Genomic DNA, 24,879 nt, shown 5'->3' with positions numbered 1-24,879 from the left:
CTGGTTTTACAGGCCGAACAGGCGGGCAGCATTGCCATACAGCACCTTGTCCAGCACATGGGGCCGCAGACCCAGGCCGTGCAGGTCGTCTATCGACTGGCCTATCGGCCGGAAAGGATAGGACGAGCCAAACAGCAGCTGGTCGGCCATGAAGCCGTTGGCCGCCTCGATGTACAGCTGGCTGCCGGGCAGAAACTGGTACATGTCCGGCACCACCAGCACGTTTTCGTGACGGAAGGCGATGCCGACAATCTCCGCCACGCGCGGCCAATAGCCGTGGTAGCAAACAATGGGCAAGTGCGGGAAATCCGCCGCCACCCGCGCCACACCGGCCGGGTCGTTGAAACGCGGGTCCGGCGTGGTGGGGCCGGACATCAAAAACACCGGCACGCCCAGCGCGGCGCAGGTTTCATAGATGGGGTAATACACCGCATCGTCCGGCTGGCGGGCCGGTACACCAAAGCCCGGTTCAATATCAATACCGGCCAAGCCCAGTTGCTGGATGGCGCGCTCGGCCTCGGCCACCGCCGCTTGCTCGCCCTGCAAGGCCGGGTCCACCCCGGCAATGCCCAGCAGGCTGTCGTGGCCGTGCACGATCTGATGGATGGTGTCATTGGGCAGATGCTGGCCCGGCGTATGCCGCCCCACCACCACCGCGCGGCTCAGCCCGGCGTTTTCCACTTCATCCAGAAAACCCTGCTGGGTGAGCGACGAGACAAAGTGCTGGTCGTCACGCGAACCCACGCGGCGGTTGAGCCAGCGTGCGGCCTCGTAAGCCTGGGTGCCGGGCGAGGCACCAAAGAAGTCGTGCAGGAAAGCGGGCCTGCAACGCATGTCGATCACCTTCATGCGGCCTCCGTTTCGGCTACGGTTTTCGTCACCACGGTGCTGGCATCAAACGGGCCGCCGGTCTGTACCCGGTCGTCGCCATACACCCAGCGCTTGCCCGGCAACAGCGGGAACACCAGCTCGGCAAAGCGGTAGGCTTCTTCCAGATGCGGATAGCCGGACAGCACAAAGCTGTCCACGCCCAGGTCGGCATATTCCTTCAGCCTTGCGGCTACTGTTTGCGCATCGCCCACCAGCGCAGTACCGGCACCGCCACGTACCAGGCCGACACCGGCCCACAGATTGGGGCTGACTTCCAACTGGTCGCGCTTGCCGCCGTGCAGCGCGGCCATGCGGCGCTGGCCTTCGGAATCCATCGCAGCAAAACGCTGCTGCACCTTGGCAATCACCTCGTCATCCAGATGGCTGATCAGCGCATTGGCCGCTGCCCAGGCTTGCTCGGTGGTTTCGCGCACAATCACATGCAGGCGCACGCCAAAACGCACGGTACGGCCCAGTTTGGCGGCGCGGGCGCGCACATCGGCAATTTTTTCGGCCACGGCAGCCGGGGGTTCGCCCCAGGTGAGGTAGGCTTCCACATGCTCGGCTGCCAGGTCGTGCGCGGCATTGGACGAGCCGCCAAAGTACAGCGGCGGGGCCGGTTTCTGTACTGGCTCAAAGAAGTTCTGCGCGTTTTCCACCGTGTGGTATTGACCGGCGTAGCTGACGGTTTCACCGGCCAGCAGGCGCTTCCAGATATGCAGGAATTCGCTGGCTTCCTCGTAACGCTGGTCGTGATCGAGGAAAATGCCATCGGCGGCCAGTTCGGCGGAATCGCCCCCGGCCACTACATTCAGCAGCAGGCGGCCATTGCTGGCCTGATCCAGCGTGGCAGCCATGCGCGCGGCAGCGGTGGGCTTGGTCAGCGCGGTGCGCAGTGCCACCAACAGCTTCAGCCGACTGGTGACCGGCACCAGGCTGGAAGCCGTCACCCACGGGTCCAGGCAGCCGCTGCCAGTGGGGATGAGAATGCCGTCGTAACCCAGATTGTCCGCAGCCACGGCAATTTGCCGCAGGTATTCGTTGCTGACGGCGCGGCCAGAGCCGGACTGGCCCAGATAACGGGTATCGCCGGAGGTCGGCAGAAACCAGAAGATGTCGAGACTCATGCTGCTTCCTTTGCTGGCAGATTGCATGACGCCGCAGCGCACCGGACTGGCCGCTGTGGCATGAAGGTGATGGGCCGATTCTAGTCAGCGCCCTGCCCGTCACGAACCAAGGAAAACAGCAAAGCAAATCACTTTAAGTCATAACCTGTCATGACAGCTTGCCCGGTGTTTGGCTTTATACTCGGCGCAATCCCATCAAGCCCTGCCCGCCCATGACCACATTAGCCACGCCCCAGGCCCTGCATGCCCGCATCCGCGAAAGCCTGCGCAGCCAGATTCTCAGCGGCCATTACGGCCAGCACGACAAACTGCCATCGGAAAAACAGCTGATGGAAAGCTTTGGCGTCAGCCGCATTACCGTGCGCCACGCACTGGGCGCACTGGAACAGGAAGGCATGGTGTTCCGCATTGCCGGCAAGGGCTGCTATGTGGCCAAGAGCAAACCGGCGCAAACCCTCACCCGGCTGCAAGGCTTTGCCGAAGCCATGCACAGCCAGGGCTATGCCGCCTGCAACCGGGTACTGAACCTGCAAACCTTGCCCGCCAGCGAAACCGTGGCCCAGGCCTTTGGCGTGGCCGTGGGCACGCCCATGGTGGAGCTGCGCCGCCTGCGCTATCTGGACAATCTGCCGGTGTCGCTGGACATCAGTTATTTCACCCAGGAACTGGGCTTGCGCCTGGCGCGTGAAGACCTGGCCAGCCGTGATGTGTTTCACATTCTGGAAAACGACTACGGCCTGCCACTGGGCCATGCCGACCTCAGCATAGAAGCCACGCTGGCCAGCACAGAAGAAGCCAGCTTGCTGGACGTAGCACCCGGCGCGCCCTTGCTGGCGCTGCAACGCATGACCCGTGGTGCCGATGGTGCCGGGCTGGAGCTGGACTTCATCCGCTACCGGGCCGACCGTTTTCGCTACCAGCTGCGGGTGGAGCGCAACTAAGCCCTCTGCTGCGCTGGCAGCAGCCAGCCAGCACAGTTGTGCTGATTTACAGCAAAAAGCCGCATTTTTCGAGGTAAAACCAGGCATTTTCGCAGGCACGCTTATTGCCATTCTTGTGGCATCCCCGGATACCCGGACTTACACAAGGAAACGCGATGACGACCTCCCTGAGCGACCAAGCTGCCGTTCGTGTCAACTCTCCCGAGCCTTTCGCCGCCCGCCCGCGCCCCGTTACCCCGGCGCACATCATCCGTGACGATGCCGAAGCCATCGCCGTGGCACGTCAGCTGGCCATCCGCTTTGCCCACGATGCAGCCCTGCGCGACCGTGAAGGCCTGCTGCCGCTGGCCGAGGTAGACGCCTACTCGCAAAGCGGCCTGTGGGGCATCAACGTGCCCAAGGCCTATGGCGGTGCAGGCGTGTCCTACGCCACGCTGGCCGAGGTGATCAAGATCATCGCCGAAGCCGACTCCAGCATCGCCCAGATCACCCAGAACCATCTGGCCATCAACCTGCATATCGCGCTGGATGGCAGCGAAGCGCAAAAGCAGGAACTGTTCGGCCTGGTGCTGCAGGGCTACCGCTTTGGCAATGCCTTCTCCGAACTCAACAGCAAGACGGTGGCCGCGTTTGAAACCCGCTACTCCATCGACGGTGACACTGCGGTGGTAAATGGCGAAAAGTTCTACACCACCGGCGCGCTGCTGGCCCATATCGTGCCCATCGTGGCCGTGGGTGAAGACGGCCTGGGCGCACTGGTATTTGCCGACCGCGACACGCCGGGGCTGAGTGTGATCAACAACTGGTCCAGCTTTGGCCAGCGCACCACTGCCTCCGGCGGCGTGAAGATTGAACAGGTTCGCGTAGCGGCCAGCCGCGTGCTGCCGATTGCCGCCTTCGACACCCCCACTGTGGCCGGGCCGGTATCGCAGATCATTCAGGCCGCTATTGACGGTGGCATTGCCCGCGCCGCGCTGGCCGACACCATCGAGTTCATCCGCTCGCAAAGCCGCCCCTGGCTGGACAGCGGCAAGGACAAAGCCGCCGACGACCCGTTTACCGTTTCCGCCATCGGCCTGCTGGAAATCCGCCTGCATGCTGCCGAAGCGCTGCTGGAAAAGGCTGGCCGCCTGATCGACGCCGCCCTGGCCCAGCCGGATGAAAACAGCGTGGCACTGGCCACCGTCGCCACCGCCGAAGCCAAGGTACTGACCACCGAAATTGCCATCGAGGCCAGCAACAAGCTGTTCGAACTGGCCGGCACCCGCGCCACCCTGATTGCCCATAACCTGGACCGCCACTGGCGCAATGCCCGCGTGCACACCCTGCACGACCCGGTGCGCTGGAAGTATTTCCACATCGGCAACTACTACCTGAACCACATTGCGCCGCCGCGCCATCCGTGGAACTAAAACATCACCGGCAGTGGAACGCTGCCGGGTTTGCCATCACGCCAAACAGGAAACAACCATGAGCCAACACACTCTGCCGGACGACCTGTCCACCGGCACCGACTACGAAACCCTGGCCCAGCGCTTTCGCCCCATCTTTGCCGAAATCGCCCAGACCGCCCTGCAACGCGAACGCGAGCGCAAACTGCCGTATGAGCCGATCAACTGGCTGAAACAGGCCGGTTTTGGCGCGGTGCGTGTGCCCAAGCAATATGGCGGGGCCGGTGCTTCGCTGCCGCAGTTGTTCCAGCTGCTGGTGGAGCTGGCCACCGCCGATTCCAACCTGCCGCAAGCGCTGCGCGGCCATTTCGCCTTTGTCGAAGACCGGCTGAATGCCCCGGCAAGCCCGGAACGCGCAGTGTGGTTCCAGCGCTTTGTCGCCGGTGAAATTGTCGGCAATGCCTGGACCGAAATCGGCGAAGTGGCCGTGGGCGAGGTGATTACCCGCGTCAGCCGCCAGGGCGACAAGCTGCTGCTCAATGGCCGCAAGTTCTACAGCACCGGCAGTATTTTTGCTGACTGGATCGACGTCTATGCCCAAGTGGATGGCAGCAATCAGGACGTGATTGCCGCCATCCGCACCAGCGACCCCGGCGTGACGCAAAGCGACGACTGGGACGGCTTTGGCCAGCGCACCACCGGCAGCGGCAGCACCGTGTTTGCCAACGTGACGGTGGTGCCGGAAAACCTGATCGACTTTGCCAGCCGCTTCAAATACCAGACCGCCTTCTACCAGCTGGTATTGCTGGCGGTGCTAGCCGGCATCGGCAAGGCGGTGGAACGCGATGTGGCGCAGCAAGTGCGCGACAGAAAGCGCGTGTTCAGCACCGGCAATGCCAGTAGCGTTAGTCAGGATGCGCAGATCCAGCAGGTGGTGGGGGAAATCTCCGCCCTGGCCTATGCCGCCGAAGCCACCGCCATTCGCGCCGCACACCCGGCCCAGCGCGCTTATGAAGCCCGTTTTGGCAACGACGCCGCGCGCGAACGCCAGGCTAATATCGACGCTGAGCTGGAATCGGGCAAGGCGCAGATTGTGGTATCCGAACTGGTATTGCGTGCTTCCACCCAGCTGTTCAATGCACTGGGCGCATCGTCGGCCCGCGCCGAACTGCTGCTGGACCGCCACTGGCGCAATGCCCGCACCGTGGCCTCGCACAATCCGCTGATTTACAAGGCGCGCATTGCCGGTGACTGGGCCATCAACGGCACCGAACCGCCTTATGTCTGGCAGATTGGCCGTGGCAAGGCCTGAAGGTTTTACCAACCGGAAAATGACAAGGCCCGCGCTTGCGGGCCTTTTGTATGGCTGTCAGGCGGTGCAGATTATTGACAAGCCCCTCTCGCTTTCCTCAGGAATAGAGAGACTCCCCCGGAATGGAAACAGACATTAACACTGCATAATCAATTACTTGGTTCATACAAACCACATTGCCGGGTCCTGTAAAACCGTACCAAACGACTTTGCCAGTAGCCTGACACCCGCCATAGCGGGTGTCAGTGGTAGCGCCGCAGGAGCGGATCAGGCTGGCACGCCCACCGGGGTAGCGCTGGCCAGCGCCGCCATTTCGGTTCGTTCCCGATAGGCAATCAGCTCGGCAATGGTGATGATGGGCAGCCCGTGCTGGCGGGCAAAGCGCAGCAGCTCGGGGCGGCGCGCCATGCTGCCATCGTCATTGACGATTTCGCACAGCACCCCGGCCGGGGCCAGCCCGGCCAGCCGCGACAGGTCCAGTGCTGCCTCGGTATGGCCCGGTCGCGCCAGCACCCCGCCCGGCGCATAGCGTAGCGGGAAAATATGTCCGGGACGGGCAAAGTCGCTGGCCGGAATGCGGCTGTCCGCCAGCGCCCGCAGCGTAGCGGCGCGGTCGGCGGCGCTGATGCCGGTAGTGGTGCCGTGCAGGTAGTCCACGGTCACGGTGAAGGCGGTGCGCTGCGATTCATTATTGCTGCTTACCATCAGCGGCAGTTGCAGCTGGTCCAGCCGCTCGCCGGTCAGCGCCACGCACACCACGCCACTGCTGTAGCGCACCAGGAAGGCCATTTGTTGCGCGGTGATTTTTTCAGCGGCAATGATCAGGTCGCCTTCGTTTTCACGGTCGGCATCGTCCACCACTACGGCAAAGCCACCGGCGGCAATGGCGGCAATGGCTTGTTCCACCGTGTCAAAATTGTCTTCAACTGCGTGCAGGTTCTGGGTCATCTTGGGTCTCAGGAATAAAACGAGGGGGTCGGGTACTGGCCATTCAGTGCCCAGTCACCCAGCTCTTGCAGCTTGTAATCCAGCGGGTCGTGCAGGCTGTGCACGCGCAAATTGCGCCAGAAACGGTCCAGCCGCAGCGCGGCGCTGGTGGCGCGCGCGCCGGTTACGTCGAAAATACGGCTGGTGAGGTCCAGCCCGCTGCGGCTGGCATGCACCTTGGCAGCGGCAATCTGCAAGGCCAGTTGGCCACGGCCTGCCTCATCCAGCGCATCGCCCTGCTGCCAGGCTTCATCCAGCTGCTGGCTCGCGTGGTCGGCCAGCAAACGTGCGCCTTCCAGAGCGGCCTGGAATTCGCCGTAATGCAGCAGGGTGTAAGGGTCCTTGTTGGCTGACCCTGCCAGCGAGGCGGGCCACAGGCGGCGCTGCTCCAGCGTGTAGCGCCGGGCTTCGGTCACCGCCCCTTCGGCAATGCCCAGATAGATATTGGTGAGGATCAGCTGGGCAATCAGCGAGCGCAGGCAGGCGCGTGGCGTGGACAGCGGTCCGGGTTGCAGCAGCAATTCATCCGCCCTCACCCGCACCTGCTCGAACCGGGCAGAGCCGCTATCGGTCTGGCGTTGGCCGATATTGTCCCAGTCCTGATGGGTATGCACGCCTTCCCGACGGGTGGGGATGACGGCAATCAGCAAACCGCCCTGCCCGGCGCGCAAGGCCGAGGCCAGCAAGATGTCCGAATCGGTGGCACCAGAGCAGAAACTCTTGTCGCCGGTAAAGCGATAGCCGTCACCATCCGGCGTGGCCAGCGTGCGGGTATCCAGCGGATTGAGCGCATTGCCCCAGAACCAGCGTTCACGCACGGTTTGCTCGAACCAGGGCTGCCATTGGTCGGGCCGCCCGAACAGCTGGGCAGTGGCCAACAGCAAGTGCTGGAAGGCAAACACATGGGCAACCGAGCTATCCACCCGTGCCAGTTCACGCACAATCTGCAAGGTAGAAGCCCAGCTTTCGCCCAGGCCACCGAATTCGCGCGGAATGATCAGGCCCAGCAGGCCGCTGTCGCGCAGCGCATCGCGTTCGGCCTTGGGGGTGCCGCCTTGCTGGTCACGCGCAATGGCTGTGCGGGCAAAACGGCTGGCCAGTTCGCGGGCGATGGCCAGCGGGCTGTCGGGCGCAATGGATGAATCAGCCATGCTGCCTCCCGCTCTGGCGGCGCTGCTGGCGGCCATATGAAACATTTTTGCTGCTGAATGAATGAATAAGCATGAGATTACCTGCGGCGGAAATTAAACCGGGTGCGGTTTTGCCCGTATTCATTAGCAGATTGCATGCCAGCCAATTCAGCCTCATTCATGCTGAATCCGGCCAGATATTGCTGCTGCAGCAGCAACCCCACCGCCACTACTGCTGCTTGCCCAGCAGCCAATAAACACCGTGCTGCACCAGCAGCACTATTCCAAAACGGACATTGGCTGCCATCCCCGGCTAATTCGAATTCTGCATATATTCCTGATAAATCCTTGGTTTACAGCTGCTGATTGGGGCGGTTAAAACTGTCGTCAATGTGTCAGACAGCACACCGTATAAAAGGATGAACGCTTGAACCTGCCCCACCACCTGCTGGCGCCCTCGCCCACCGCCAGCACCCCGGCCTCGGCCTTGCTGCTGGCGCAGCAACTGGCTGCCCAGTTTGCGGCTACCGCAGCAGAGCGCGACCACGCTGGCGGCACGCCCAAGGCCGAACGCGACGCCATTCGCGCCAGCGGGCTCTTGGGCCTGTCCATTGCCAGCGAACTGGGTGGCCTGGGTGCCAACTGGCAGCAAACCCTGCTGGTGGTGCGCGAATTTGCCAAGGCCGACAGTTCGGTAGCGCATGTGTTTGCCTTTCACCACCTGATGCTGGCCACTGTCGAGCTGTTCGGCCAGCCGGAACAATGGCAACCCTGGCATGAAATCACCACCCGGCAAAACTGGTTCTGGGGCAATGCCCTCAACCCGCTGGATGAACGCACCATCAGCCGCCGCTTTGACGGCTGGCACGAGTTTTCCGGGCAAAAAAGCTTTTGCTCCGGCGCGCTGGATTCGCAAATGCTGGTGGTTTCCGCCCGTCTGCAGCACAGCGGGCAATTGGTGGTGGCGGCCATTCCCACCGGGCGCAGTGGCATCAGCGTGCAGCAGGACTGGAACAATATCGGCCAGCGCCAGACCGACAGCGGCAGCGTGAATTTTGAAAAAGTGCGTATCGAACACAATGAAGTGCTGGACAATCCCGGCCCGCTCACCACGCCGCGCTCCTGCTTGCGGCCACTGCTGGCCCAGCTGATTCTCACCAATATCTACCTGGGTATTGCCGAAGGTGCGTTCGAAGAGGCCCGGCACTACACCTTGCACGAAGCGCGCCCCTGGCGGGCGGCGCAGGTGGACCACACCCATGAAGACCCCTACATCCTTGGCCATTACGGCGAGTTCTGGGTAGGGCTGGAGAGCGTGCGCGCCCTCAGCGACCGTGCCGGTAACAGCATGGTGGCCGCACTGGCCCGTGGCGAGGCACTGACACAGGACGAGCGTGGCGAAGTGGCCATGCACATTGCCGCAGCCAAGGTGGCGGCCACCCGGATGGGCCTGAACCTGGCCTGTCAAATGTTCGAGGTCACCGGCGCGCGCGCCACCCATGCCGGACTGCGTCTGGACCGGCACTGGCGTAACTTGCGCACCCACACCTTGCACGATCCGGTTGATTACAAATTAAAGGAGTTAGGGGAATGGGCTTTGATTCGCAACTATCCGACACCGACGTTTTATTCCTGAAACCCGCATCGGCCCGGAGGGCCGAGCCAGCACAAGGCCCGGCCATGCCCCTGATCACCCTGCCTAACCGGCAAAGCCTTACCACCTCCATCCGTGCCACGGCACAAGTGTTCGAGGACCCACTGTCCACCGCCCTGCTGGCGCGGATACAGCTGATTGCGCCCAGCGACGCCAATGTGCTGATCATCGGCGAAACCGGCACCGGCAAGGAGCTGATTGCCCGTCATGTGCACGCGCTGAGCCAACGGGCCGACCAGCCCTTTGTCGCCGTCAATTGCGGCGCATTTTCCGAATCGCTGGTGGAAAGCGAGCTGTTCGGCCATGAAAAAGGCGCATTCACCGGTGCGTTTGCTGCCAAGCCCGGCTGGTTCGAGGCGGCCAATGGCGGCACGGTGTTTCTTGATGAAATCGGTGACTTGCCGCTGAACATTCAGGTGAAGCTGCTGCGCATCCTGCAGGAGCGCGAGGTGGTGCGGCTGGGTTCGCGCAAGCCCATTCCCATCAATGTGCGGGTGATTGCCGCCACCAATGTGCGACTAGAGGAAGCCGTGGCCGCCGGGCATTTCCGCGAGGACCTGTTCTACCGCCTGCGGGTGGCCCATCTGGCCCTGCCCGCCCTGCGCGACCGCCCCGGCGACATCCTGCCGCTGGCCCGGCATTTTGTGGACGAATACCGCCAGCGCCTGGGCTATGGCGATGTCGCCCTGCATGCCGATGCCGAGCGCAAGCTGCTGCAACACCCGTGGCCGGGCAATATCCGCGAACTGGAAAACGTCATCCACCATGCCTTGTTGATCTGCAAGCACAATGTAGTGCGCAGCGAAGACTTGCAGCTGTCATCCTTGCAACTGAACCGCCGCAACGAGCGCCACAGCACACCGTCCAACCCTGCGCTCATTAGCCAGGACGCGGGCGAAGGACACCAGCAGTTGCAACAGGCCTTGCAGGCCCTGTTTGAAACCAATGGCAGCCATCTGTACGAAGACATCGAAAGCACCATCATCCGCGCCGCCTATAACTATTGCCATCGCAACCAGGTGCAGGCCGCGCGCTTGCTGGGCATCAGCCGCAACATCATCCGCGCGCGGCTGATCCGCCTGGGGGAAATCAGCGCGCTACGCTAGGCAGGGTCAGACAGGGGAAAACTCAGGCCCAGGCCGCGCCGCCATGCAGGTGCAGCACTTCGCCGTTCATGCTGCGGTTGTGCATCAGGAACAAGGCAGCCTCGGCAAATTCTTAAGCCTGCCCCAAGCGCCCCAGCGGCAAAGCGGCAGCCAATGCCTGCAAGCGTGCCGCGTCATCTCCCAGTGCGGCGGCAAGCAAGGGGGTTTCCATGGGGCCCGGGCTGATGACATTGATGCGGCGCGGTGCCAGCTCGCGCACCAAGCTGTGCGCCAGGGTTTCCACCGCAGCAGCAGCCACCGCCGCCATCGCCTTGCCCGGCTGCGGACGCTGCACCACCATGCCGGAGGTGAGTGTGATGGAGCCTTGCTCTGCCATGCGCGGCAAGGCAGCACGCAGACAATGCACACTGCCCCAGAAGCGGCTGTCCAGATTACGTTGCATGTCAGCCATATCAGACTCCTGCAAACGTCCCGGGCTGAGCACGGCGGCAGTCACCAACAGGTGATCCAGCCTGGGGATGCGGTCAAAAAAACACTTGATGGATGTCACGTCCAGCACATCCACCGGCCAGCCACGGGCTGACTGTCCCAGTAGTGCCAGCGCCTGCTGCAAGCGCTCCGGCTGACGCCCGCCAATTACCACCTGCGCCCCGGCTTGTACGGCGGCCTGTGCGGCAGCCAGTCCCAGCCCGGAACTGCCGCCCACCACCACCACGGTTTGCCCCTGCAATGTTTGGTCTTGCATCGCCTTGCTCCTGCTTTACTGGAAAAAGCTGATGCTAAAGCTGCGTGGACAGCGTTAATGCAAGTCATTTCCTGTTTAAAAAATGACTAAATCTGTAAATATCGTCAGATACTTCTTGGTAAGACCAGGGCTAACTACGCAAACAAGGCATTGCCGCAGCAATGCCTTGTTGTAGATGAAAACAGGCAGCCTATTTTTGCCAGGCCAGGCTGTAAAGCTTGTCGTTATTGGCGTAGGACTTACTAATCTGCGCTTTGACTGCCGGTGAATGCTGGTAGATCTGCACAAACTTCAACAGGCGCGGGTCACGGGCATTGTCTTCACGGGCTACAAAGCGCAGAGCGTATTGCTGGTCATCCTTGCCGGAGAAAATCAGCGCGCTGCCGGGGTCAAACGCATGGGCCGCCACGATGAAGTGCGGATAGCCCTGCGCCAGATCGACATCATTCACCACCCGCACCAACTGCGGCCCTTCCACTTCCACAAACTCCAGCTTGCGCGGATTGCTGACAATGTCACTCAGCTTGCCGCGTGCGCCCACACCGTCACGCAGCTTCACCAGCCCGGCTTTTTGCAGCAACAGCAAGCCACGGCCCTGATTGATGGGGTCGCTGGCAATGGCCACCTTGGCACCTGTTTTCAGCTCGGAAAACTGCTTGATGCGGCTGGAGTACAGGCCGACATTGGCCAGAATGCCCAGGCCTACCGGCTTGAAATGATAGCCCTGGGTCTTGATGACATTGTCCAGAAAAGCCTGATGCTGGAAGTAATTGGCGTCCAGATCCTTGCTGGCCAAGGCCACATTGGGGGTGGTCCAGTCGGAAAACTCCACCACCTCCACCTCCAGCCCCTGCTTTTTTGCTTCTTGTGCAGCCACCTGCACCGAGTCGGCATAGGCCCCCGGTGTAACACCAATCTTCAATGCCGCCGCCAGCGCGCCTTGTGCCAGCAGCAGCCCGACCAGCGCCAGCGCGCCCAGTTTCTTCTGGTGAAGTTTCATGATTTTCCCTTGAGTGTGTGATGTTGTTTTGATTTCCTGTCGCCTCAGCGTGGCCGGTAAGCCGCTGCGGCATGGCGGGCGGGCAGGCGGTCGCCCTCGGCAAACAGCTTGTGGCGCAGGCTGCCTTCGGCGTAGGCGGTTTTGTAACTGCCCCGGTTTTGCAGCTCCGGAATCACCAGCTCGATAAAGTCTTCATAGCTTTCCGGCGTCACGGTGCGGGACAGGTTGAAGCCATCCACCCCCACTTCGTTGACCCAGCTTTCCAGCTCGTCCGCCACGCTGGCGGCATCGCCCACCAGCGTCGGGTAACGACTGCCCAGCCGGAAGCGTTCCAGCAATTTGCGCCGGGTCAGCTGGTTGGCGGCGGCGGTTTTGGCTGCCGACTGGATGGCATTGCTGCCGCCGTATTCAATCGGGTCGTCCAGGCCATAACGGCTGAAATCCACCCCGATGCTGCTGGCAAAGTGGGCGAGGCCCGCTTCCGGGCTGGCGTACTGCCAGTAGTCGTCAAACTTTTCCTGCGCCTCGGCCTGGGTTTGTCCCACCACGGCGGCAATGCCGATGAAGATTTTCACGTCCTCGGCACGGCGACCGGCGGCCACCGCCTGACGGCGGATGTCCTGCACCAGCTGGCGGGTTTTGTCCTTGTCTTGCGCGGCAATGAAGATGCCCTCGGCGTGGCGGGCGGCAAACTGCTGGCCACGGTCCGAGCTACCGGCCTGAAACAGCACCGGCGTGCGCTGGCGCGAAGGTTCGCACAGGTGGTAGCCATCCAGCTGGTAGAACGGCCCCTGATGGCTGATGCGGTGGATGCGGCTGGCATCGGCAAACACCCGCGCTGCCTTGTCGCGCCGCACTGCCCCGTCCTCCCAGCTGCCTTCCCACAGCTTGTACAGCAGTTCCAGATAATCATCGGCGCGGTCGTAGCGCTGGTCGTGTTCGTCCTGGGTAAGCAAGCCCATGGCGCGCGCGCCACTGTCCAGATAACCGGTGACAATATTCCATCCCGCGCGGCCAGCGGTGAGGTGGTCCAGCGTGGACATGCGCCGGGCAAACAGATAGGGCGGCTCGTAACTGAGGTTGGAAGTGACGCCAAAACCCAGATGCTGTGTCACCGCCGCCATGGCCGGTACCAGCAGCAAGGGGTCGTTGACTGGCAGCTGGATGGCTTCGCGTGCGGTCAGGTCTATCGACTGCTGGTACACATCGTAAACACCGATGATGTCGGCGATGAACAGGCCGTCGAACAGGCCGCGCTCCAGCGTTTTGGCCAGTTCGGTCCAATAAGACAGCGTGTTGTAGTCCACCGAGTTGTCACGCGGGTGGGTCCACAGGCCGTGGTTGATGTGGCCGACGCAATTCATGTTGAAGGCGTTGAGCAGAATCTGTTTTTTCGCCATGTCACAGTGCTCCATGCCGCGGCGGCAGCACATCGTTCAGCAGGTAATTGCCGATGGCGTGGAATTTCCAGCGCAGCGGGTCGTGCAGGGTGTGTACGCGGGCATTGCGCCAGTAGCGGTCCAGATTGCGCGCTTCCAGCGTGGCGCTGGTGCCGGCCAGTTCGAACAACTGGCTGCCGGCCTGCAAGGACACTTCAGTAGTCAGCACCTTGGCTTCCGCCACCGCCACCGAGGCCTCGGCCACACTACGTGCATCGGGGAAGGCCTGCGCCTGCAGGGCATCGAGCACCCGTCCGGCGCGGCGCAGCAAGGCATCGGCCGCCCGTAAGCGCACCCGCAGATTGCCCACCCGCTCCAGCAGCAGCGGGTCGCGGCTGGCCTTGTCCACGCCGGAATCTATCCAGGGCCGCGCATGCTCGCGCACATAGTGCAGGGCTTCCTGATAGGCACCACGCGCCTGACCCAGGTCGATGGCGCAATGCAGGATCTGGGCAAACGGGCCGATGGGAGTGGGCCGGTCAAACGAGGCCTTGAACGGGACAATCCACTCCGGCTCCACCCATACCTCGCTGAAGCTGACCGAACCACTACCAGTCACACGCTGGCCGAAGCCGTCCCAGTCGTCGGTAATCTCCACCCCGGCACTGTCACGCGGGATGAAAGCCAGATAGCTGTCCTGCTTGTCATCCACCACCAGCGTGGGAATCCACTGCGCGTACAGCGCGCCGGTGCAGTAAAACTTCTGCCCGCTGACGCGATAGCCCTTGCCTTCCGGTGTCAGGCGGGTGCGGCGCTGGTAGTCCTTGTGGCCGATTTCGGCCAGCGCATTGCCAAAACGCACGCCAGCTAGCGCCAGTCCGTAGAAAAAGCGCTTCTGTTCTGCGCTGCCACCCACGCGCAGCACTTCCAGCGCGTAGAAATGGTTTTGCGGAATCTGCGCCAGCGAGCCGTCCGCCGCGCTGATGGTGGCAATCACCTCGGCCAGCGTGACGGCGGACACGCCGGCACCACCATATTTGCGCGGCACGGTAATGCCCCACAGCCCGCTCTGGCTATAGCCTTCCAGCTCGGCCCAGGGCAGGATGCGCTCGCGGTCGCGCCGGGCGGCATCGCGGGCAAATTCACCAGCCCAGTGGCTGGCCAGTTGCAGCGCCTCTTCATCGCTGGTGATCCGGTGGTGGGCCGCCAGCGGCTTGCCCTGCTGGCCCGGCACCGGGCGCAATGCAGCTACGTCACTCATGCTGCTCTCCTTTCAATTCCATTGATGACGTGCCGGAAACACGCCGTTCAGGCTGTAGTTGCCAATGGCGTGGTACTTCCAGCGCACCGGGTCGTGCAGGGTGTGCACGCGGGCATTGCGCCAGTGACGGTCCAGCTGGTGGCGCGAGCGGGTAGCGGCCGAACCGGCCAGTTCGAACAGCTTTTCGCTGGCTTGCAGGGCGATTTCGGTGGTCAGCACCTTGGCTTCGGCCACGGCAATGGACGCCTCGGCGCTGATGGCATCGGTCACTTCGCCGCTGCGCAGGCGGTCCAGCGTGCGGGCGGCATCGTCCAGTACTTCCTGTGCGGCATGCAGGTCGATCTGCAAACGCGCCACCGCCTGAATCACATAGGGGTCGTCGCTGGCACGGCTGACACCGGAATCCAGCCAGGGCCGGGCATGCTCACGCACAAACAGGATGGCATCGCGCAGCGCCGCCTCGGCAATACCGGCGTCGATGGAGGCCTGGATCAGCTGCGAAATCGGCCCGGTGAGATTGGGGCGGTCCGCCAGCTGCCAAACCGGCAGCAGCTGCGCCTCCTCCACCCGCACCCGCTCAAAGCGCACGCTGCCGCTGGCCGTGGTGCGCTGGCCAAACGAGGACCAGTCGTCAATCACCTCCACGCCCGGCGCATGCCGTGGCACCAGCACTTGCACGGTCAGGCCGGATTCATCGCGGGCGCGGGTGGGAATCCAGTCGGCAAACAAGGCCCCGGTGGAATAAAAACGCTGGCCGCTCAGGTACAGCCCGTCCGCCTCGCGGCTTAATTGGGTACTGAGCTGCTGCATGGGCTGCTTGCCCTTTTCCGGCCCGGCATTGCCCAGCCGCCGCCCGGACAGCACTTCGCTGTAGATAAAGCGCAACTGGGCAGGCGTGGCCAGCAGGGGGAAGACTTCCAGCACGGCAAAGTGGTTTTGCGGAATCTGCCCCAGCGAAGGGTCGGCCGCGCACAGGATGCGAAACACCCGCGACAGTGTCAGCAGGCTGACCCCGGCACCGCCATATTGGCGCGGCACGGTAATGCCACCCAGGCCACTGGCGGAATACCGCGCCAGCTCGGCCCAGGGCAGGCGGCGCTCACGGTCGCGCACACCGGCTTCCACGGCAAATTCGGCCGCCAGCTGGCGTGCCACTTCCAGGGCTTCGGCATCGCTGCGAATCAGCGCGGCCTCTTGCAAGATTGCTTGTTGAGTCATGAATGGTTTTCGTTTCATTGACGATGATTGAGACGACGTGCCAGCACGTCACCGGCGGTTTGCACCACGCTGACCAGCACCACCAGGCCGATGAGCACCGACACCATCACCTGGGTATCAAAGCGCTGATAGCCGTAACGGATGGCCACGTCACCCAGGCCACCGGCCCCCACGGCACCGGCCATGGCCGAGGAGCCGATCATCGCCACTAGGGTGATGGTGAGGCCGGAGACAATGCCCGGCAGCGCTTCGGGCAGCAGCACGTGCCACAGCACATCGCGCTTGCGCCCGCCCATGGCCTGCACCGCTTCAATCAGCCCACGGTCCACTTCGCGCAGGCTGACTTCGGCAATGCGGGCAAAAAACGGAATACCGGCCACCGACAGCGGCACCACCGCCGCCCACACGCCGATGGTGGTGCCCACCACCAGCCGGGTGAAGGGCAACAGCACCACCAGCAGAATGATGAAAGGCACAGAGCGGAACACGTTCACCACGCTGCCCACGCCCCGGTTGAGCCAGGGCCGGGCGTACAGATCGCCCGGACCGGTGGTCACCAGCAGCAAGGCCAGCGCCAGGCCGAAGATGGCGGACACCAGCGCCGACACGCTGACCATTTGCAGGGTCTGCCAGGCGGCAGTCAGATACAGGTCGAAAGAATCAGGCATGGTCGAGGTACCCCAGGATGCGGATATTGCCAGCCGGAATGGCCAGCTGACGGGCCAGATCACCCAGCCGGTTGCGCGACTGCGGCGCGCAGGCCAGTACCAGCCTGCCCTGCGCCCTGCCCTGTATGCGTTCCACCCCGCCATGCAGCAGGCGGGTGGCCGGCCCCAGTGCCGCCACCAGCGGGCCCAGCGCCGGGTCCTGCCCGCTGACGCCATCCAGCCGCACATCCAGCAGCAGTTCCGCCTGTGCACTGGCCGGTTCCGCCACAATGCGCCCGGCCACATCGGCTGGCAGTTCGTGATTCAGCGAAGCCAGCAAGGCGCGGGTGGCATCGGCCTGCGGTGCACCAAACACCTGCCATACCGGCCCCAGTTCCACCACCTTGCCCGCTTCCAGCACGGCCACGCGGTCGCACACTTCGCGGATGACAGCCATTTCGTGGGTAATCAGCACCACGGTGACCTTGAGTTGACGGTTGATGTCGCGCAGCAACGCCAGAATGGACTGGGTAGTTTCCGGGTCCAGCGCCGAAGTGGCTTCGTCGCACAGCAGCAGCGCTGGTTGATGCACCAGCGCGCGGGCAATGCCCACCCGCTGCTTCTGGCCGCCAGACAAGCGGGCCGGGTAGACATCGCGCTTGCCCTCCAGCCCCACCAGTTGCAACAGGCTGTCGACGCGGGCGTCAATCTCAGCCTGCGGCAGCCCGGCTATCTTCAAGGGCAGGCCGATGTTCTGCGCCACCGTGCGCGAGGACAGCAGGTTGAAGTGCTGGAAAATCATGCCGATGCCACGCCGCGCCTGCGCCAGCTGGGCTTCGTTCAGGCCGGACAAGTCCTTGCCTGCCACCAGCACCTGGCCGCTGCCGGGCGATTCCAGCCGGTTGATGGTGCGCAGCAAGGTGGACTTGCCCGCGCCGCTGCGGCCGATGATGCCGAAGATTTCACCGCGCTGAATGTCAAAGCTGACATCCAGCAAGGCCTGCACGCTGCGCCCGCCAGCCTGGAACTGACGCCCCACCTGCCGGAAGCTCACCAGCGCCTCCCCGGCAGGTTCCGCCGCCCGCTGCCACAAGGCCGGGCCTGGCTCTACCTCTGGCCGGATTGCCTCTGCCAATGCATTCATGCGTCTCTCCCTCACAGCCAGGCCGGGGTGTAGAGCTTGCCGAACACCTTGTCCAGCGAGGCACGCACCTGCTTTGATTGCTGATAGATGGCAATGAAGCGGCGGATTTGCGCATTGTTGACATCCTGTTTGCGCACCACCCATTGCAGGGCGTAAATCCTGTTTTCCAGCCCGTCAAACAACAAGGCACTGTCCGGGTTGTCGCCCGCCAGCTTGAGGAAGGACGGGTAGCCTTGCGCCAGATCCACATCATCCAGCGAACGCGCCAGTTGCGAGGCTTCCAGCTGCACGATTTGCAGCTTGCGCGGATTGGCCACGATGTCCTGGATGGTGGCCTTGTAACCCAGGCCGGGCCTGAGCTTGATCAGCCCGGCTTTTTCCAGCAGCAGCAAGCCACGGCCGCCATTCACCGGGTCACCGGCAATGGCCACCTTGCCGCCCGTTGGTATCTGGGCAAAGGATTTCCATTTATGCGAATACAGGCCGATTTTCATGATGGTGCCGGGGGCAATCGGCACAAAGTCGTAACCGCCCTGCTTCTTGGCGTTTTCCAGAAACGGGATGTGCTGGAAATAATTGACATCGATATCGCCATTGGCCAGCGCGGCATTGGGCGTGTTCCAGTCGGAAAACTCCACCAGCTCCACATTCAGGCCCTGGGCCTTGGCTTCCTTCACCGCAATTTGCAGCGATTCGATTTGCGGGGTGGAGGACACCCCTACCTTGATGCCATTGGGCCCGGCCACGGCCAGGGTACTGACAGCCAGCAACAGCGTGGCCAGCACACCGCCCCAGCGTGAGGATTTGATGGTTAATGACTGCATTGCAGACTCCCTGATGGTGGCTGCCGCTAGTGGGTGGGCAGCACATTCAGGGGACAGACTAACCATCCGGCATGCATCAACAAACCAATAAAATCGCCGTTAAATATCAAAAATAAAGATAAATGACTGCAATTAACGACAAATAGCACCCATATTTCCATATGGGTGCTGTATTGGATTTAACCGGCACAAATCTCAAACGATGGCAGCAGCCTGTTCGAATTCCAGCCGTGGCCCGCGCGGCGGCAGCCCTTCTGTCACGCCATAGCCCAGATTCACCACCAGCAGGCTGCGCCACTGGCCATCCGGGAAGAAGGCGGCATCCACCGCCGCGGCATCAAAGCCGGCCATCGGCCCGGCATCCAGCCCCAGTGCACGGGCAGCCAGAATCAGGTAGGCCGCTTGCAGGCTGGCATTCAGCCGCGCATGCGGCTCCAGCAGTTGCGGCAGGCCATCGTAAAAGCCCTTGGCGTCATAGGCCGGAAACTGCACAGGCAGATGCTGATGAAAAGCGGGATCCCAGGCCAGCACCACGGTGAGCGGTGCCGCTGCGGTCTTGTCACGATTGCCGGACGACAGCGCGGGCAGCAGCTTTTGCCGCGCCTCGGCACTGTGGATGAACAGATAGCGACCCGGCTGGCCGTTGAAGGCAGTCGGCCCCCATTTCAGCAAGACGTACAACTGGCGAATGGTAGCCTCAGTTACCGGTTTGTCCTGGAAACGATGATTGGAACGGGCAGCCACAAACAGCTGTTGCAGTGCGGCTTCGGGCAGAATGGCGCTCATGCCTGCTCCTTACGCCAGCGTGGCAATGGACACTTCGGTGGACTTGACGAAGGCAATCACCGGCGAACCCACTTTCAGTTGCAGCTCGCGCACCGAGCGGGTGGTAATCACCGAGGTGACAATACCCGATGCCGTTTCCACATCCACCTCGGACAGGACCGGCCCTTCCAGGATTTCCTTGATCACGCCCTTGAACTGGTTGCGTACATTGAGGGATTGAATACTCATGACAGATCCTTTGCCGTTTGGTACATGGCGGACAAGACGACCGCCAGAAACAGTAAGCAAACTAGCAGAGGCAAGGCTGATGACTAAGCAATAAAAGCTGAATTTCTTATCGAGAAAACTGCAATGCAAACACAGCACGATGATGCAATTTGGTGATTGTCAGCTGTGAGCAGCCACTTCAACTGAACAGCCTGGAGCAAAGTCGTCTTGATGCTCCCTGTTACTTTCATAAATCTTGAACAGCCATTACACATGGAGCCCCCCCCCCCATCGAGCTGCTGGCTGACGCCAGCCCAGTGGCAGCTGTTCCTGGTACACCGCCAGCGCACCAATCCGAACTCAAGCTTCCCTACTTTACTTGCTGGGCAAGCTGCCGCCCAAATCGCTATCAGTGGTGCCGGTCTCGTTGCTCAAGCCGACGGATGGGATTCGATGGTTGAGTGGGCCGGAGCGTCTCGCGATCATGGGCTTTGCCTCGGACTGAGTGCGACCAAATTGCAGAGGCTCAAGCTGTCGGTAACGCCGGTCTGTATAACGACTAATATGGTTGGCAGCCATTACCATATCCCAAATACATAATTTTCAAACACTTTGTCATGCATCCGTTTGTATAACCCTCAACCTAACGGCTAGCATGGCCATGCTGCCGCTTGCCCGCGACCTTACGTTCTTACCTGAAGGAGTGTTGGCTGAAAGTCGTATCGCAGGCACCTTCGGTCACATGAGCAAGTAGCTGCTCTGGGCCCCCCCTCGGCAGCAAAGGAAAGCAGTTATTCAGACCGAGTGAAACACTACAGGCAGCTAGCTGACTGATTGCTGACGTTGCGCAGGGGCCATACCTGTGGCCGCTTCGGCCGAACTGTTGACGTTGTGTCAGCCTAGTCGGCAGCAGTTCGGCCAAAGCGGCCCCTCACCTCGCCCTCGACAAATAGCTGCAGTCACATCGGAAAGCAGCCATCAATGTATCTAGCAAACAAGGGCTCTAACTAGTCAGGGCATGGAAGAAATTGTTGGCCCAGAAATGAGCACGCGAACAAGCCTCCATGCTGACTAGGCAAGGTGGGATGTTGGTAAAGAAAGCAGCCAATTTTGCACGAGCAAGCTGTTTCTTCAATACAACCTGACCGCGCTCATCAATGGCGAGAATCTGGAAAACTTGTTTGGCTAGATCCAGGACAATGGTCTTGATTGTCATGGGGGACTCCCTTGTAAGTGACATGCCTACTGTCTCACCGGGCAAGCCGGTCAGGGGGTAGCGTCCATACCATTAACAAAGCCAAATGAGAGCCAATCACTCATCTCCCTTATACAGGGTGCGGAACTTGAATAGCCCAATGCCATTTAGCGCACCCTCATAGAATGCATCCTTAATGAATCCGGCCACGGAATCATGAATATAACTTTCAAGAAAGTGCTCAATGGCAGGTGTTAACCGTCGCAAATCCATACTGGCAGCGACGTTAACCGGGTCTGTTTCTGGCAATACGGTTGGGCTGAGAACCCTGCTGTACTGTGTTTGTCTGTGCTTTATTTTTACTGCTTCGCGCATCGGATCAAAATCTGCTGCCATCGGGTTGCCGGCATGCAGCTTACTCAAACCAGAGATGATTCCTTGCTGGGTTTGCTGCAAGTACTCCTGATGTTTACTGTTGGCAGTACGGTAGGGAGCACGCTGGGTAAAGTCGCGCCGGTATTTGAAGCGTTGGCTTAGATATAGTGCCATATGCTGTTGATGCATCTTTTCGGCCGAGGCCGGGGCTATTTTGGCATCACGCAGATAAGCGTTGAAGTCATTGATCACCTGCTGTGTGGGACTAAGTAAATCCTGAATCTTTTTGTCTAGCTGCCCAATTGCTAGCAGTGGTACGCCGGCCTTCAGTGCCTCTTCATACATGCGGCGGCAGGGAATCACACACATCTGGCTGTTTTGTGCAGGCATGATGCCCAAGTCACCGCTGGCATAGCCTCCACCTACATCGGAATGCGAACCTGGGTACATCACTTCCACCGCATTGCCAGGATAACTATTGCCGCGACGTACAGTATCCAATGGGAAGCAGGCGCGTACCTCGTGCCCGGCAATATAGTGGACACATTGCTCGACTGCCGGGTGTATGGCCAGGTTGCCATCAGCCCATGCCATATGTCCGGTCGCAGGCAGGTTGTCGGGAAACAGCTGGGCGATGCCGACGGATGCTACCGTATCAAAAATCCCCAGGAACTGGGTGCGCAACGGGATGCCAGCAAAGTGCCAGCCTCCGTTTTCCTGCTGGCAGAGCCGGTACAGCCAATTTACAAAGGCACGCGCTTCAGTAGCACCACGCGAAAAACCAAATACTGATAGGTTTATTTGCGTTACCTCGGGTTTGCGGCCCTTCAACGCAGCCTGTAATCGACGTTGCCAATTAGTAAACAAGGCCCAGCGCATTGCACCGCCTGTTACTCCGCTGGCCATTTCCGTGATGGACTTGGCCAATCCATCTGTAATCAAAAAACTCTTGTTGACATACTGATGTGGGGCATTCACCAAACGTGTCAATGCCCACAGAATGCGGGCCTCTCCTCCCGCGCCGGCACCGCCACCAAGCATGCCGCCCTTATCGCCAATTTCCGGGAATGGAGTACCAACACCAGGCATATAGAAAGCGAAATAGCCGTCCTCTGGTTTGTCTCGCGCCGCCAGAAACATACGGGCGATATTACTGGGCTTCTGCTGGCCCGGCTTGGCCTGGTAATAGTCCAGATTGAGATTATTACCGGTGCCATCGAAGAACAGCATCACATGGACCTGGCCTCGGCATTTGGAGCTATCTTTGCCGCTGACGCAGGCCAACGCTTGTGCCCGTTGTAATTGTTCCCGTGCGGTGAGGGCGCGCTGCCCGCTTGGATAGGGTGCTGGGTTTTGGGTACTCATGGTGTGGCTTTCTGCGTCTCGCGGGGATAGGCGGGGCGATAGTCTGGATGATAAGGCAGAATATCGCTCAATTTGACCAGCACCTGATCGTTGGGCAGGAAGTGGATATCAACATGTTGCATTTCTTTGGCCTGATATTCCGGAATGGTTACAGTGCGAGTTTTCCGTGGCGCTGCTACATATACTTTTATGCCATCCCGAATAATGGGCTGGCCATTTTTATCTCGCAGCCAGTCACCATCGTTTTCCCAGCCGATTGTCACGGTTAATCCCGGCCGCCATTGACTGGGAACTATAACGCAACAGACCTCTTTTCCCCCTCCGCCCATGGCGGGAGCGTTAAGAATCCCCCCTTGGCCATTGATTGTGATGGAGAGTACCGATTTGTCGGTGTGATTGACCGCCAGATAACTCAAACTGGTTTTTTCTTCTTCGCAGCCTGCCAGTAGTGGTAGGCCCAGTATCAGTAATAAAGGGATTAGTCTTCGGAATGCTGTCATGGGGAGCCTTAATTAAGGGGCTGATGAGGACAGTCAATGGAGTATCGCCGCTGAGTGAGTTGTACTCTCTCTCCCATTGACAAACCCTTGGAAAGCCAATTTTTCTTTGTAGCGTATTGTCTGACAGTGTTTACTATGTTGGCGGGTATGTTTTCCAAAGAAAAGCAAGATAGATGCCACCATAAATTAATAACATCATGGTTATTGAGGTTACTTTTATAGTTATTTTTTGAACTCCATTTATTGCCCATGCGGATAAGGGCAGTAGTGCCATTATTAGAAGTGGCGAAGTTAGGATTAGAAAGTAAATGTGGTTTAATGCCGACCAGTCTCCCTCTGTTGTTGGGCCTGGGGTTCTTGTGTATTCAAAATATGTGATGCCGATAACGAATATCCAGACAATGGAAACGATTATCAATGCACTGGTCAGCAACAGCGGTTGGATAGTTTTTTTTACTACTGAGGTTTTTTTCGCATGTGTCATGGTTAATTCTCAAGAGGTGTGAGCATCGTCGAGTAACGGAGCAAGTCCTTCACTCAGGGAGCATCTTTGCTCGACAAAGCTCTTCAGCATCTGGATCAGCCGAGGGTCATCCAGCAAGCGTCCTTGGCTGTAACACACGGCCACCGCTACGGTTAGCTGCTCAGGGGCATCCTCAATGTGATGTTCTGCTAACAGATCGGCCGTACGTTGCAGCCAGCCATGCAGTACTGCACCAGAGCTAGGAAGCAGGTTGGCAAAACCTTCGTGCAACTGGTCTGCCAATACATCTGCCTGGGAGGCATGCATTAAGGCTGTGAACTCCTGGGCGCTCAGCAGCCATGGGTCGAGCGCATCAGGGGGGAGCGTCTTGGGCGGCATGGGCAATGCCTGCAGTTGGCCGTAGCGGTCAATAATCAACCACTGCTCCACAGGTTGGCACAGCCGTTGCCAAGCTGCAGTAGCCAGCACATGGGGCAGGCTGGCAGCGATGCGCGTATCGGCAAAACGGACGACGTACCACTGCCCGTCTTCGGTGGTGGCATTGAGGCTACGTTGCCAGGCATCCCGCAAGGCAGGGGCGCTAAGCTGGCTTATTAGAAAGCTCAGCATCGGCCGTCCCTTGCAATGACGCAGCAGCTGTTGCAGCTCTGGCTGATAGCCAGGATGCAATGCAACAAGTCGTGGTGAAACCTCGCGTAGCTCCCCCCAGTCCGGCTGGTCATACAAAGGCCAGCTTGCCTTGGTTTGCCATATCTTGCGCCGCTTGTAATCGAATCCATCATCCACTAGTGCGTAGCAGTACAGACTGTCTGGCAGCTCTTTCAGTAGCGTTTCCAGTTTTTGTGACTGTTCCGCTATATTTCCTTCGTCCATTGCAAAATACATTGCCATTCCTATTGTCCAGCCAAGGGCAAACCGGACTTGATTGCATTGAGCATGCATTGCAAGCAGAACTGCTTACCAGGGAAAACCGGCATCGGGATATTCAAACTAGCCGGCCCGCTCCAGTCATGGCTCCCCCCCTTGAAACTGACGGTGCCGGGGGCGTGCAGCTCGATCTTGCCATCCTTGATCCGTACATAAGCGCCACCGCTGGTCAGCAAGATTTCCTGGCTGGCGGCAATGGTGACCTTGCCCTTGGCCGAGGTCACGGTCAGCTCCCTATCCGCCGTCAGCTCCATCGCATCGCTCTGCGCTTGCAACTGCACCTTGCCTTTGGCGGCGATCAGCT

At 60.5% G+C, this 24,879-nt stretch carries 25 protein-coding genes; 5 read left to right on the top strand and 20 right to left on the bottom strand.

Features of this window, described 5'->3' with window-relative positions; genetic code table 11:
• Positions 1-6: 6 nt before the first annotated feature.
• Both ACODR9_RS21290 and ssuD read right to left on the bottom strand, forming a co-directional pair.
• On the bottom strand, positions 7-849 hold the full coding sequence (locus ACODR9_RS21290; RefSeq protein ID WP_488812121.1) for an amidohydrolase family protein: 843 nt from the start codon (positions 847-849) through the stop codon (positions 7-9).
• Positions 846-1,997: an FMNH2-dependent alkanesulfonate monooxygenase gene (gene ssuD / locus ACODR9_RS21285; protein WP_488812119.1), complete on the bottom strand. Its 1,152-nt coding sequence runs from the start codon at positions 1,995-1,997 to the stop codon at positions 846-848. The genes ACODR9_RS21290 and ssuD overlap by 4 nt, the downstream gene beginning before the upstream one ends.
• Before the next feature lie 212 nt (positions 1,998-2,209).
• Between ssuD and ACODR9_RS21280 the strand changes: the two genes are divergently transcribed.
• From ACODR9_RS21280 to ACODR9_RS21270, 3 genes are all read left to right on the top strand, one after another.
• Entirely contained in the window at positions 2,210-2,938 is a 729-nt protein-coding gene (locus ACODR9_RS21280; RefSeq protein ID WP_488812117.1) for a GntR family transcriptional regulator, read from the top strand.
• 155 nt (positions 2,939-3,093) lie between these two features.
• Positions 3,094-4,350 carry an SfnB family sulfur acquisition oxidoreductase gene (locus ACODR9_RS21275; RefSeq protein ID WP_488812115.1) on the top strand — a complete coding sequence of 419 codons (1,257 nt, stop codon included), beginning with the start codon at positions 3,094-3,096 and terminating at the stop codon, positions 4,348-4,350.
• 58 nt (positions 4,351-4,408) lie between these two features.
• Positions 4,409-5,641, top strand: coding sequence for an acyl-CoA dehydrogenase family protein (locus ACODR9_RS21270; protein ID WP_488812113.1), 1,233 nt, complete (start codon positions 4,409-4,411; stop codon positions 5,639-5,641).
• Positions 5,642-5,908: 267 nt separating this feature from the next.
• On the opposite strand, the gene ribB is transcribed toward ACODR9_RS21270, so the two are convergent.
• On the bottom strand, positions 5,909-6,589 hold the full coding sequence (ribB, locus tag ACODR9_RS21265; RefSeq protein ID WP_488812111.1) for a 3,4-dihydroxy-2-butanone-4-phosphate synthase: 681 nt from the start codon (positions 6,587-6,589) through the stop codon (positions 5,909-5,911).
• Positions 6,590-6,597: 8 nt separating this feature from the next.
• Complete coding sequence (locus ACODR9_RS21260) at positions 6,598-7,779, bottom strand: acyl-CoA dehydrogenase family protein (RefSeq protein WP_488812109.1); 1,182 nt, start codon at positions 7,777-7,779, stop codon at positions 6,598-6,600.
• Positions 7,780-8,185: 406 nt separating this feature from the next.
• On the opposite strand from ACODR9_RS21260, the gene ACODR9_RS21255 reads away from it, so the two are divergent.
• Both ACODR9_RS21255 and ACODR9_RS21250 read left to right on the top strand, forming a co-directional pair.
• On the top strand, positions 8,186-9,394 hold the full coding sequence (locus ACODR9_RS21255; protein WP_488812107.1) for an acyl-CoA dehydrogenase family protein: 1,209 nt from the start codon (positions 8,186-8,188) through the stop codon (positions 9,392-9,394).
• Positions 9,349-10,518 (top strand): sigma-54 interaction domain-containing protein, encoded by a 1,170-nt coding sequence (locus tag ACODR9_RS21250; RefSeq protein ID WP_488812105.1) that lies wholly within the window; start codon positions 9,349-9,351, stop codon positions 10,516-10,518. The genes ACODR9_RS21255 and ACODR9_RS21250 overlap by 46 nt, the downstream gene beginning before the upstream one ends.
• Positions 10,519-10,630: 112 nt before the next feature.
• On the opposite strand, the gene ACODR9_RS21245 is transcribed toward ACODR9_RS21250, so the two are convergent.
• From ACODR9_RS21245 to ACODR9_RS21170, 16 genes are all read right to left on the bottom strand, one after another.
• Positions 10,631-11,263 (bottom strand): SDR family oxidoreductase, encoded by a 633-nt coding sequence (locus ACODR9_RS21245; RefSeq protein ID WP_488812103.1) that lies wholly within the window; start codon positions 11,261-11,263, stop codon positions 10,631-10,633.
• Positions 11,264-11,453: 190 nt separating this feature from the next.
• Positions 11,454-12,263: a MetQ/NlpA family ABC transporter substrate-binding protein gene (locus ACODR9_RS21240; protein ID WP_488812101.1), complete on the bottom strand. Its 810-nt coding sequence runs from the start codon at positions 12,261-12,263 to the stop codon at positions 11,454-11,456.
• A gap of 44 nt (positions 12,264-12,307) precedes the next feature.
• Positions 12,308-13,663 carry an LLM class flavin-dependent oxidoreductase gene (locus ACODR9_RS21235; RefSeq protein WP_488812099.1) on the bottom strand — a complete coding sequence of 452 codons (1,356 nt, stop codon included), beginning with the start codon at positions 13,661-13,663 and terminating at the stop codon, positions 12,308-12,310.
• A gap of 1 nt (position 13,664) precedes the next feature.
• Complete coding sequence (locus ACODR9_RS21230; protein WP_488812097.1) at positions 13,665-14,903, bottom strand: SfnB family sulfur acquisition oxidoreductase; 1,239 nt, start codon at positions 14,901-14,903, stop codon at positions 13,665-13,667.
• Between the two features lie 12 nt (positions 14,904-14,915).
• On the bottom strand, positions 14,916-16,121 hold the full coding sequence (locus ACODR9_RS21225) for an SfnB family sulfur acquisition oxidoreductase (protein WP_488812095.1): 1,206 nt from the start codon (positions 16,119-16,121) through the stop codon (positions 14,916-14,918).
• Positions 16,122-16,135: 14 nt separating this feature from the next.
• Positions 16,136-16,789 carry a methionine ABC transporter permease gene (locus tag ACODR9_RS21220; RefSeq protein WP_045847827.1) on the bottom strand — a complete coding sequence of 218 codons (654 nt, stop codon included), beginning with the start codon at positions 16,787-16,789 and terminating at the stop codon, positions 16,136-16,138.
• Positions 16,782-17,912 (bottom strand): methionine ABC transporter ATP-binding protein, encoded by a 1,131-nt coding sequence (locus tag ACODR9_RS21215; RefSeq protein WP_488812093.1) that lies wholly within the window; start codon positions 17,910-17,912, stop codon positions 16,782-16,784. Before ACODR9_RS21215 ends, ACODR9_RS21220 begins: the two co-directional genes overlap by 8 nt.
• Before the next feature lie 11 nt (positions 17,913-17,923).
• On the bottom strand, positions 17,924-18,736 hold the full coding sequence (locus ACODR9_RS21210) for a MetQ/NlpA family ABC transporter substrate-binding protein (protein ID WP_488812091.1): 813 nt from the start codon (positions 18,734-18,736) through the stop codon (positions 17,924-17,926).
• 195 nt (positions 18,737-18,931) lie between these two features.
• On the bottom strand, positions 18,932-19,522 hold the full coding sequence (locus ACODR9_RS21205; protein WP_488812089.1) for a malonic semialdehyde reductase: 591 nt from the start codon (positions 19,520-19,522) through the stop codon (positions 18,932-18,934).
• 9 nt (positions 19,523-19,531) lie between these two features.
• Positions 19,532-19,750 carry a TOBE domain-containing protein gene (locus ACODR9_RS21200; RefSeq protein WP_045847830.1) on the bottom strand — a complete coding sequence of 73 codons (219 nt, stop codon included), beginning with the start codon at positions 19,748-19,750 and terminating at the stop codon, positions 19,532-19,534.
• A gap of 982 nt (positions 19,751-20,732) precedes the next feature.
• A complete protein-coding gene (locus tag ACODR9_RS21195; protein WP_488812086.1) occupies positions 20,733-20,945 on the bottom strand; it encodes a hypothetical protein in 213 nt (70 codons plus the stop codon).
• A gap of 96 nt (positions 20,946-21,041) precedes the next feature.
• The gene (locus ACODR9_RS21190) at positions 21,042-22,664 is read right to left on the bottom strand and encodes a T6SS phospholipase effector Tle1-like catalytic domain-containing protein (RefSeq protein ID WP_488812084.1); all 1,623 of its coding nucleotides are present in this window, start codon (positions 22,662-22,664) and stop codon (positions 21,042-21,044) included.
• Complete coding sequence (locus ACODR9_RS21185) at positions 22,661-23,164, bottom strand: DUF3304 domain-containing protein (RefSeq protein ID WP_488812082.1); 504 nt, start codon at positions 23,162-23,164, stop codon at positions 22,661-22,663. The genes ACODR9_RS21190 and ACODR9_RS21185 overlap by 4 nt, the downstream gene beginning before the upstream one ends.
• A 133-nt stretch (positions 23,165-23,297) precedes the next feature.
• A complete protein-coding gene (locus tag ACODR9_RS21180; protein WP_488812081.1) occupies positions 23,298-23,648 on the bottom strand; it encodes a hypothetical protein in 351 nt (116 codons plus the stop codon).
• A gap of 9 nt (positions 23,649-23,657) precedes the next feature.
• The gene (locus ACODR9_RS21175; protein WP_488812079.1) at positions 23,658-24,533 is read right to left on the bottom strand and encodes a DUF4123 domain-containing protein; all 876 of its coding nucleotides are present in this window, start codon (positions 24,531-24,533) and stop codon (positions 23,658-23,660) included.
• Between the two features lie 8 nt (positions 24,534-24,541).
• On the bottom strand, positions 24,542-24,879 hold a 338-nt coding region (locus tag ACODR9_RS21170), incomplete at its 5' end, for a DUF2345 domain-containing protein (RefSeq protein ID WP_488812077.1).

Source organism: Aquitalea sp. FG25 (genome assembly GCF_057809375.1).
This window is presented reverse-complemented; position numbering and strand designations above follow the sequence as displayed.

Coding starts and splice junctions, on each gene's coding strand:
- ACODR9_RS21290 (WP_488812121.1), bottom strand. CDS start 849: ATGAAGGTGATCGACATGCGTTGCAGGCCCGCTTTCCTGCACGACTTC.
- ssuD (WP_488812119.1), bottom strand. CDS start 1,997: ATGAGTCTCGACATCTTCTGGTTTCTGCCGACCTCCGGCGATACCCGT.
- ACODR9_RS21280 (WP_488812117.1), top strand. CDS start 2,210: ATGACCACATTAGCCACGCCCCAGGCCCTGCATGCCCGCATCCGCGAA.
- ACODR9_RS21275 (WP_488812115.1), top strand. CDS start 3,094: ATGACGACCTCCCTGAGCGACCAAGCTGCCGTTCGTGTCAACTCTCCC.
- ACODR9_RS21270 (WP_488812113.1), top strand. CDS start 4,409: ATGAGCCAACACACTCTGCCGGACGACCTGTCCACCGGCACCGACTAC.
- ribB (WP_488812111.1), bottom strand. CDS start 6,589: ATGACCCAGAACCTGCACGCAGTTGAAGACAATTTTGACACGGTGGAA.
- ACODR9_RS21260 (WP_488812109.1), bottom strand. CDS start 7,779: ATGGCTGATTCATCCATTGCGCCCGACAGCCCGCTGGCCATCGCCCGC.
- ACODR9_RS21250 (WP_488812105.1), top strand. CDS start 9,349: ATGGGCTTTGATTCGCAACTATCCGACACCGACGTTTTATTCCTGAAA.
- ACODR9_RS21245 (WP_488812103.1), bottom strand. CDS start 11,263: ATGCAAGACCAAACATTGCAGGGGCAAACCGTGGTGGTGGTGGGCGGC.
- ACODR9_RS21240 (WP_488812101.1), bottom strand. CDS start 12,263: ATGAAACTTCACCAGAAGAAACTGGGCGCGCTGGCGCTGGTCGGGCTG.
- ACODR9_RS21235 (WP_488812099.1), bottom strand. CDS start 13,663: ATGGCGAAAAAACAGATTCTGCTCAACGCCTTCAACATGAATTGCGTC.
- ACODR9_RS21230 (WP_488812097.1), bottom strand. CDS start 14,903: ATGAGTGACGTAGCTGCATTGCGCCCGGTGCCGGGCCAGCAGGGCAAG.
- ACODR9_RS21225 (WP_488812095.1), bottom strand. CDS start 16,121: ATGACTCAACAAGCAATCTTGCAAGAGGCCGCGCTGATTCGCAGCGAT.
- ACODR9_RS21220 (WP_045847827.1), bottom strand. CDS start 16,789: ATGCCTGATTCTTTCGACCTGTATCTGACTGCCGCCTGGCAGACCCTG.
- ACODR9_RS21215 (WP_488812093.1), bottom strand. CDS start 17,912: ATGAATGCATTGGCAGAGGCAATCCGGCCAGAGGTAGAGCCAGGCCCG.
- ACODR9_RS21210 (WP_488812091.1), bottom strand. CDS start 18,736: ATGCAGTCATTAACCATCAAATCCTCACGCTGGGGCGGTGTGCTGGCC.
- ACODR9_RS21205 (WP_488812089.1), bottom strand. CDS start 19,522: ATGAGCGCCATTCTGCCCGAAGCCGCACTGCAACAGCTGTTTGTGGCT.
- ACODR9_RS21200 (WP_045847830.1), bottom strand. CDS start 19,750: ATGAGTATTCAATCCCTCAATGTACGCAACCAGTTCAAGGGCGTGATC.
- ACODR9_RS21195 (WP_488812086.1), bottom strand. CDS start 20,945: ATGACAATCAAGACCATTGTCCTGGATCTAGCCAAACAAGTTTTCCAG.
- ACODR9_RS21190 (WP_488812084.1), bottom strand. CDS start 22,664: ATGAGTACCCAAAACCCAGCACCCTATCCAAGCGGGCAGCGCGCCCTC.
- ACODR9_RS21185 (WP_488812082.1), bottom strand. CDS start 23,164: ATGACAGCATTCCGAAGACTAATCCCTTTATTACTGATACTGGGCCTA.
- ACODR9_RS21180 (WP_488812081.1), bottom strand. CDS start 23,648: ATGACACATGCGAAAAAAACCTCAGTAGTAAAAAAAACTATCCAACCG.
- ACODR9_RS21175 (WP_488812079.1), bottom strand. CDS start 24,533: ATGTATTTTGCAATGGACGAAGGAAATATAGCGGAACAGTCACAAAAA.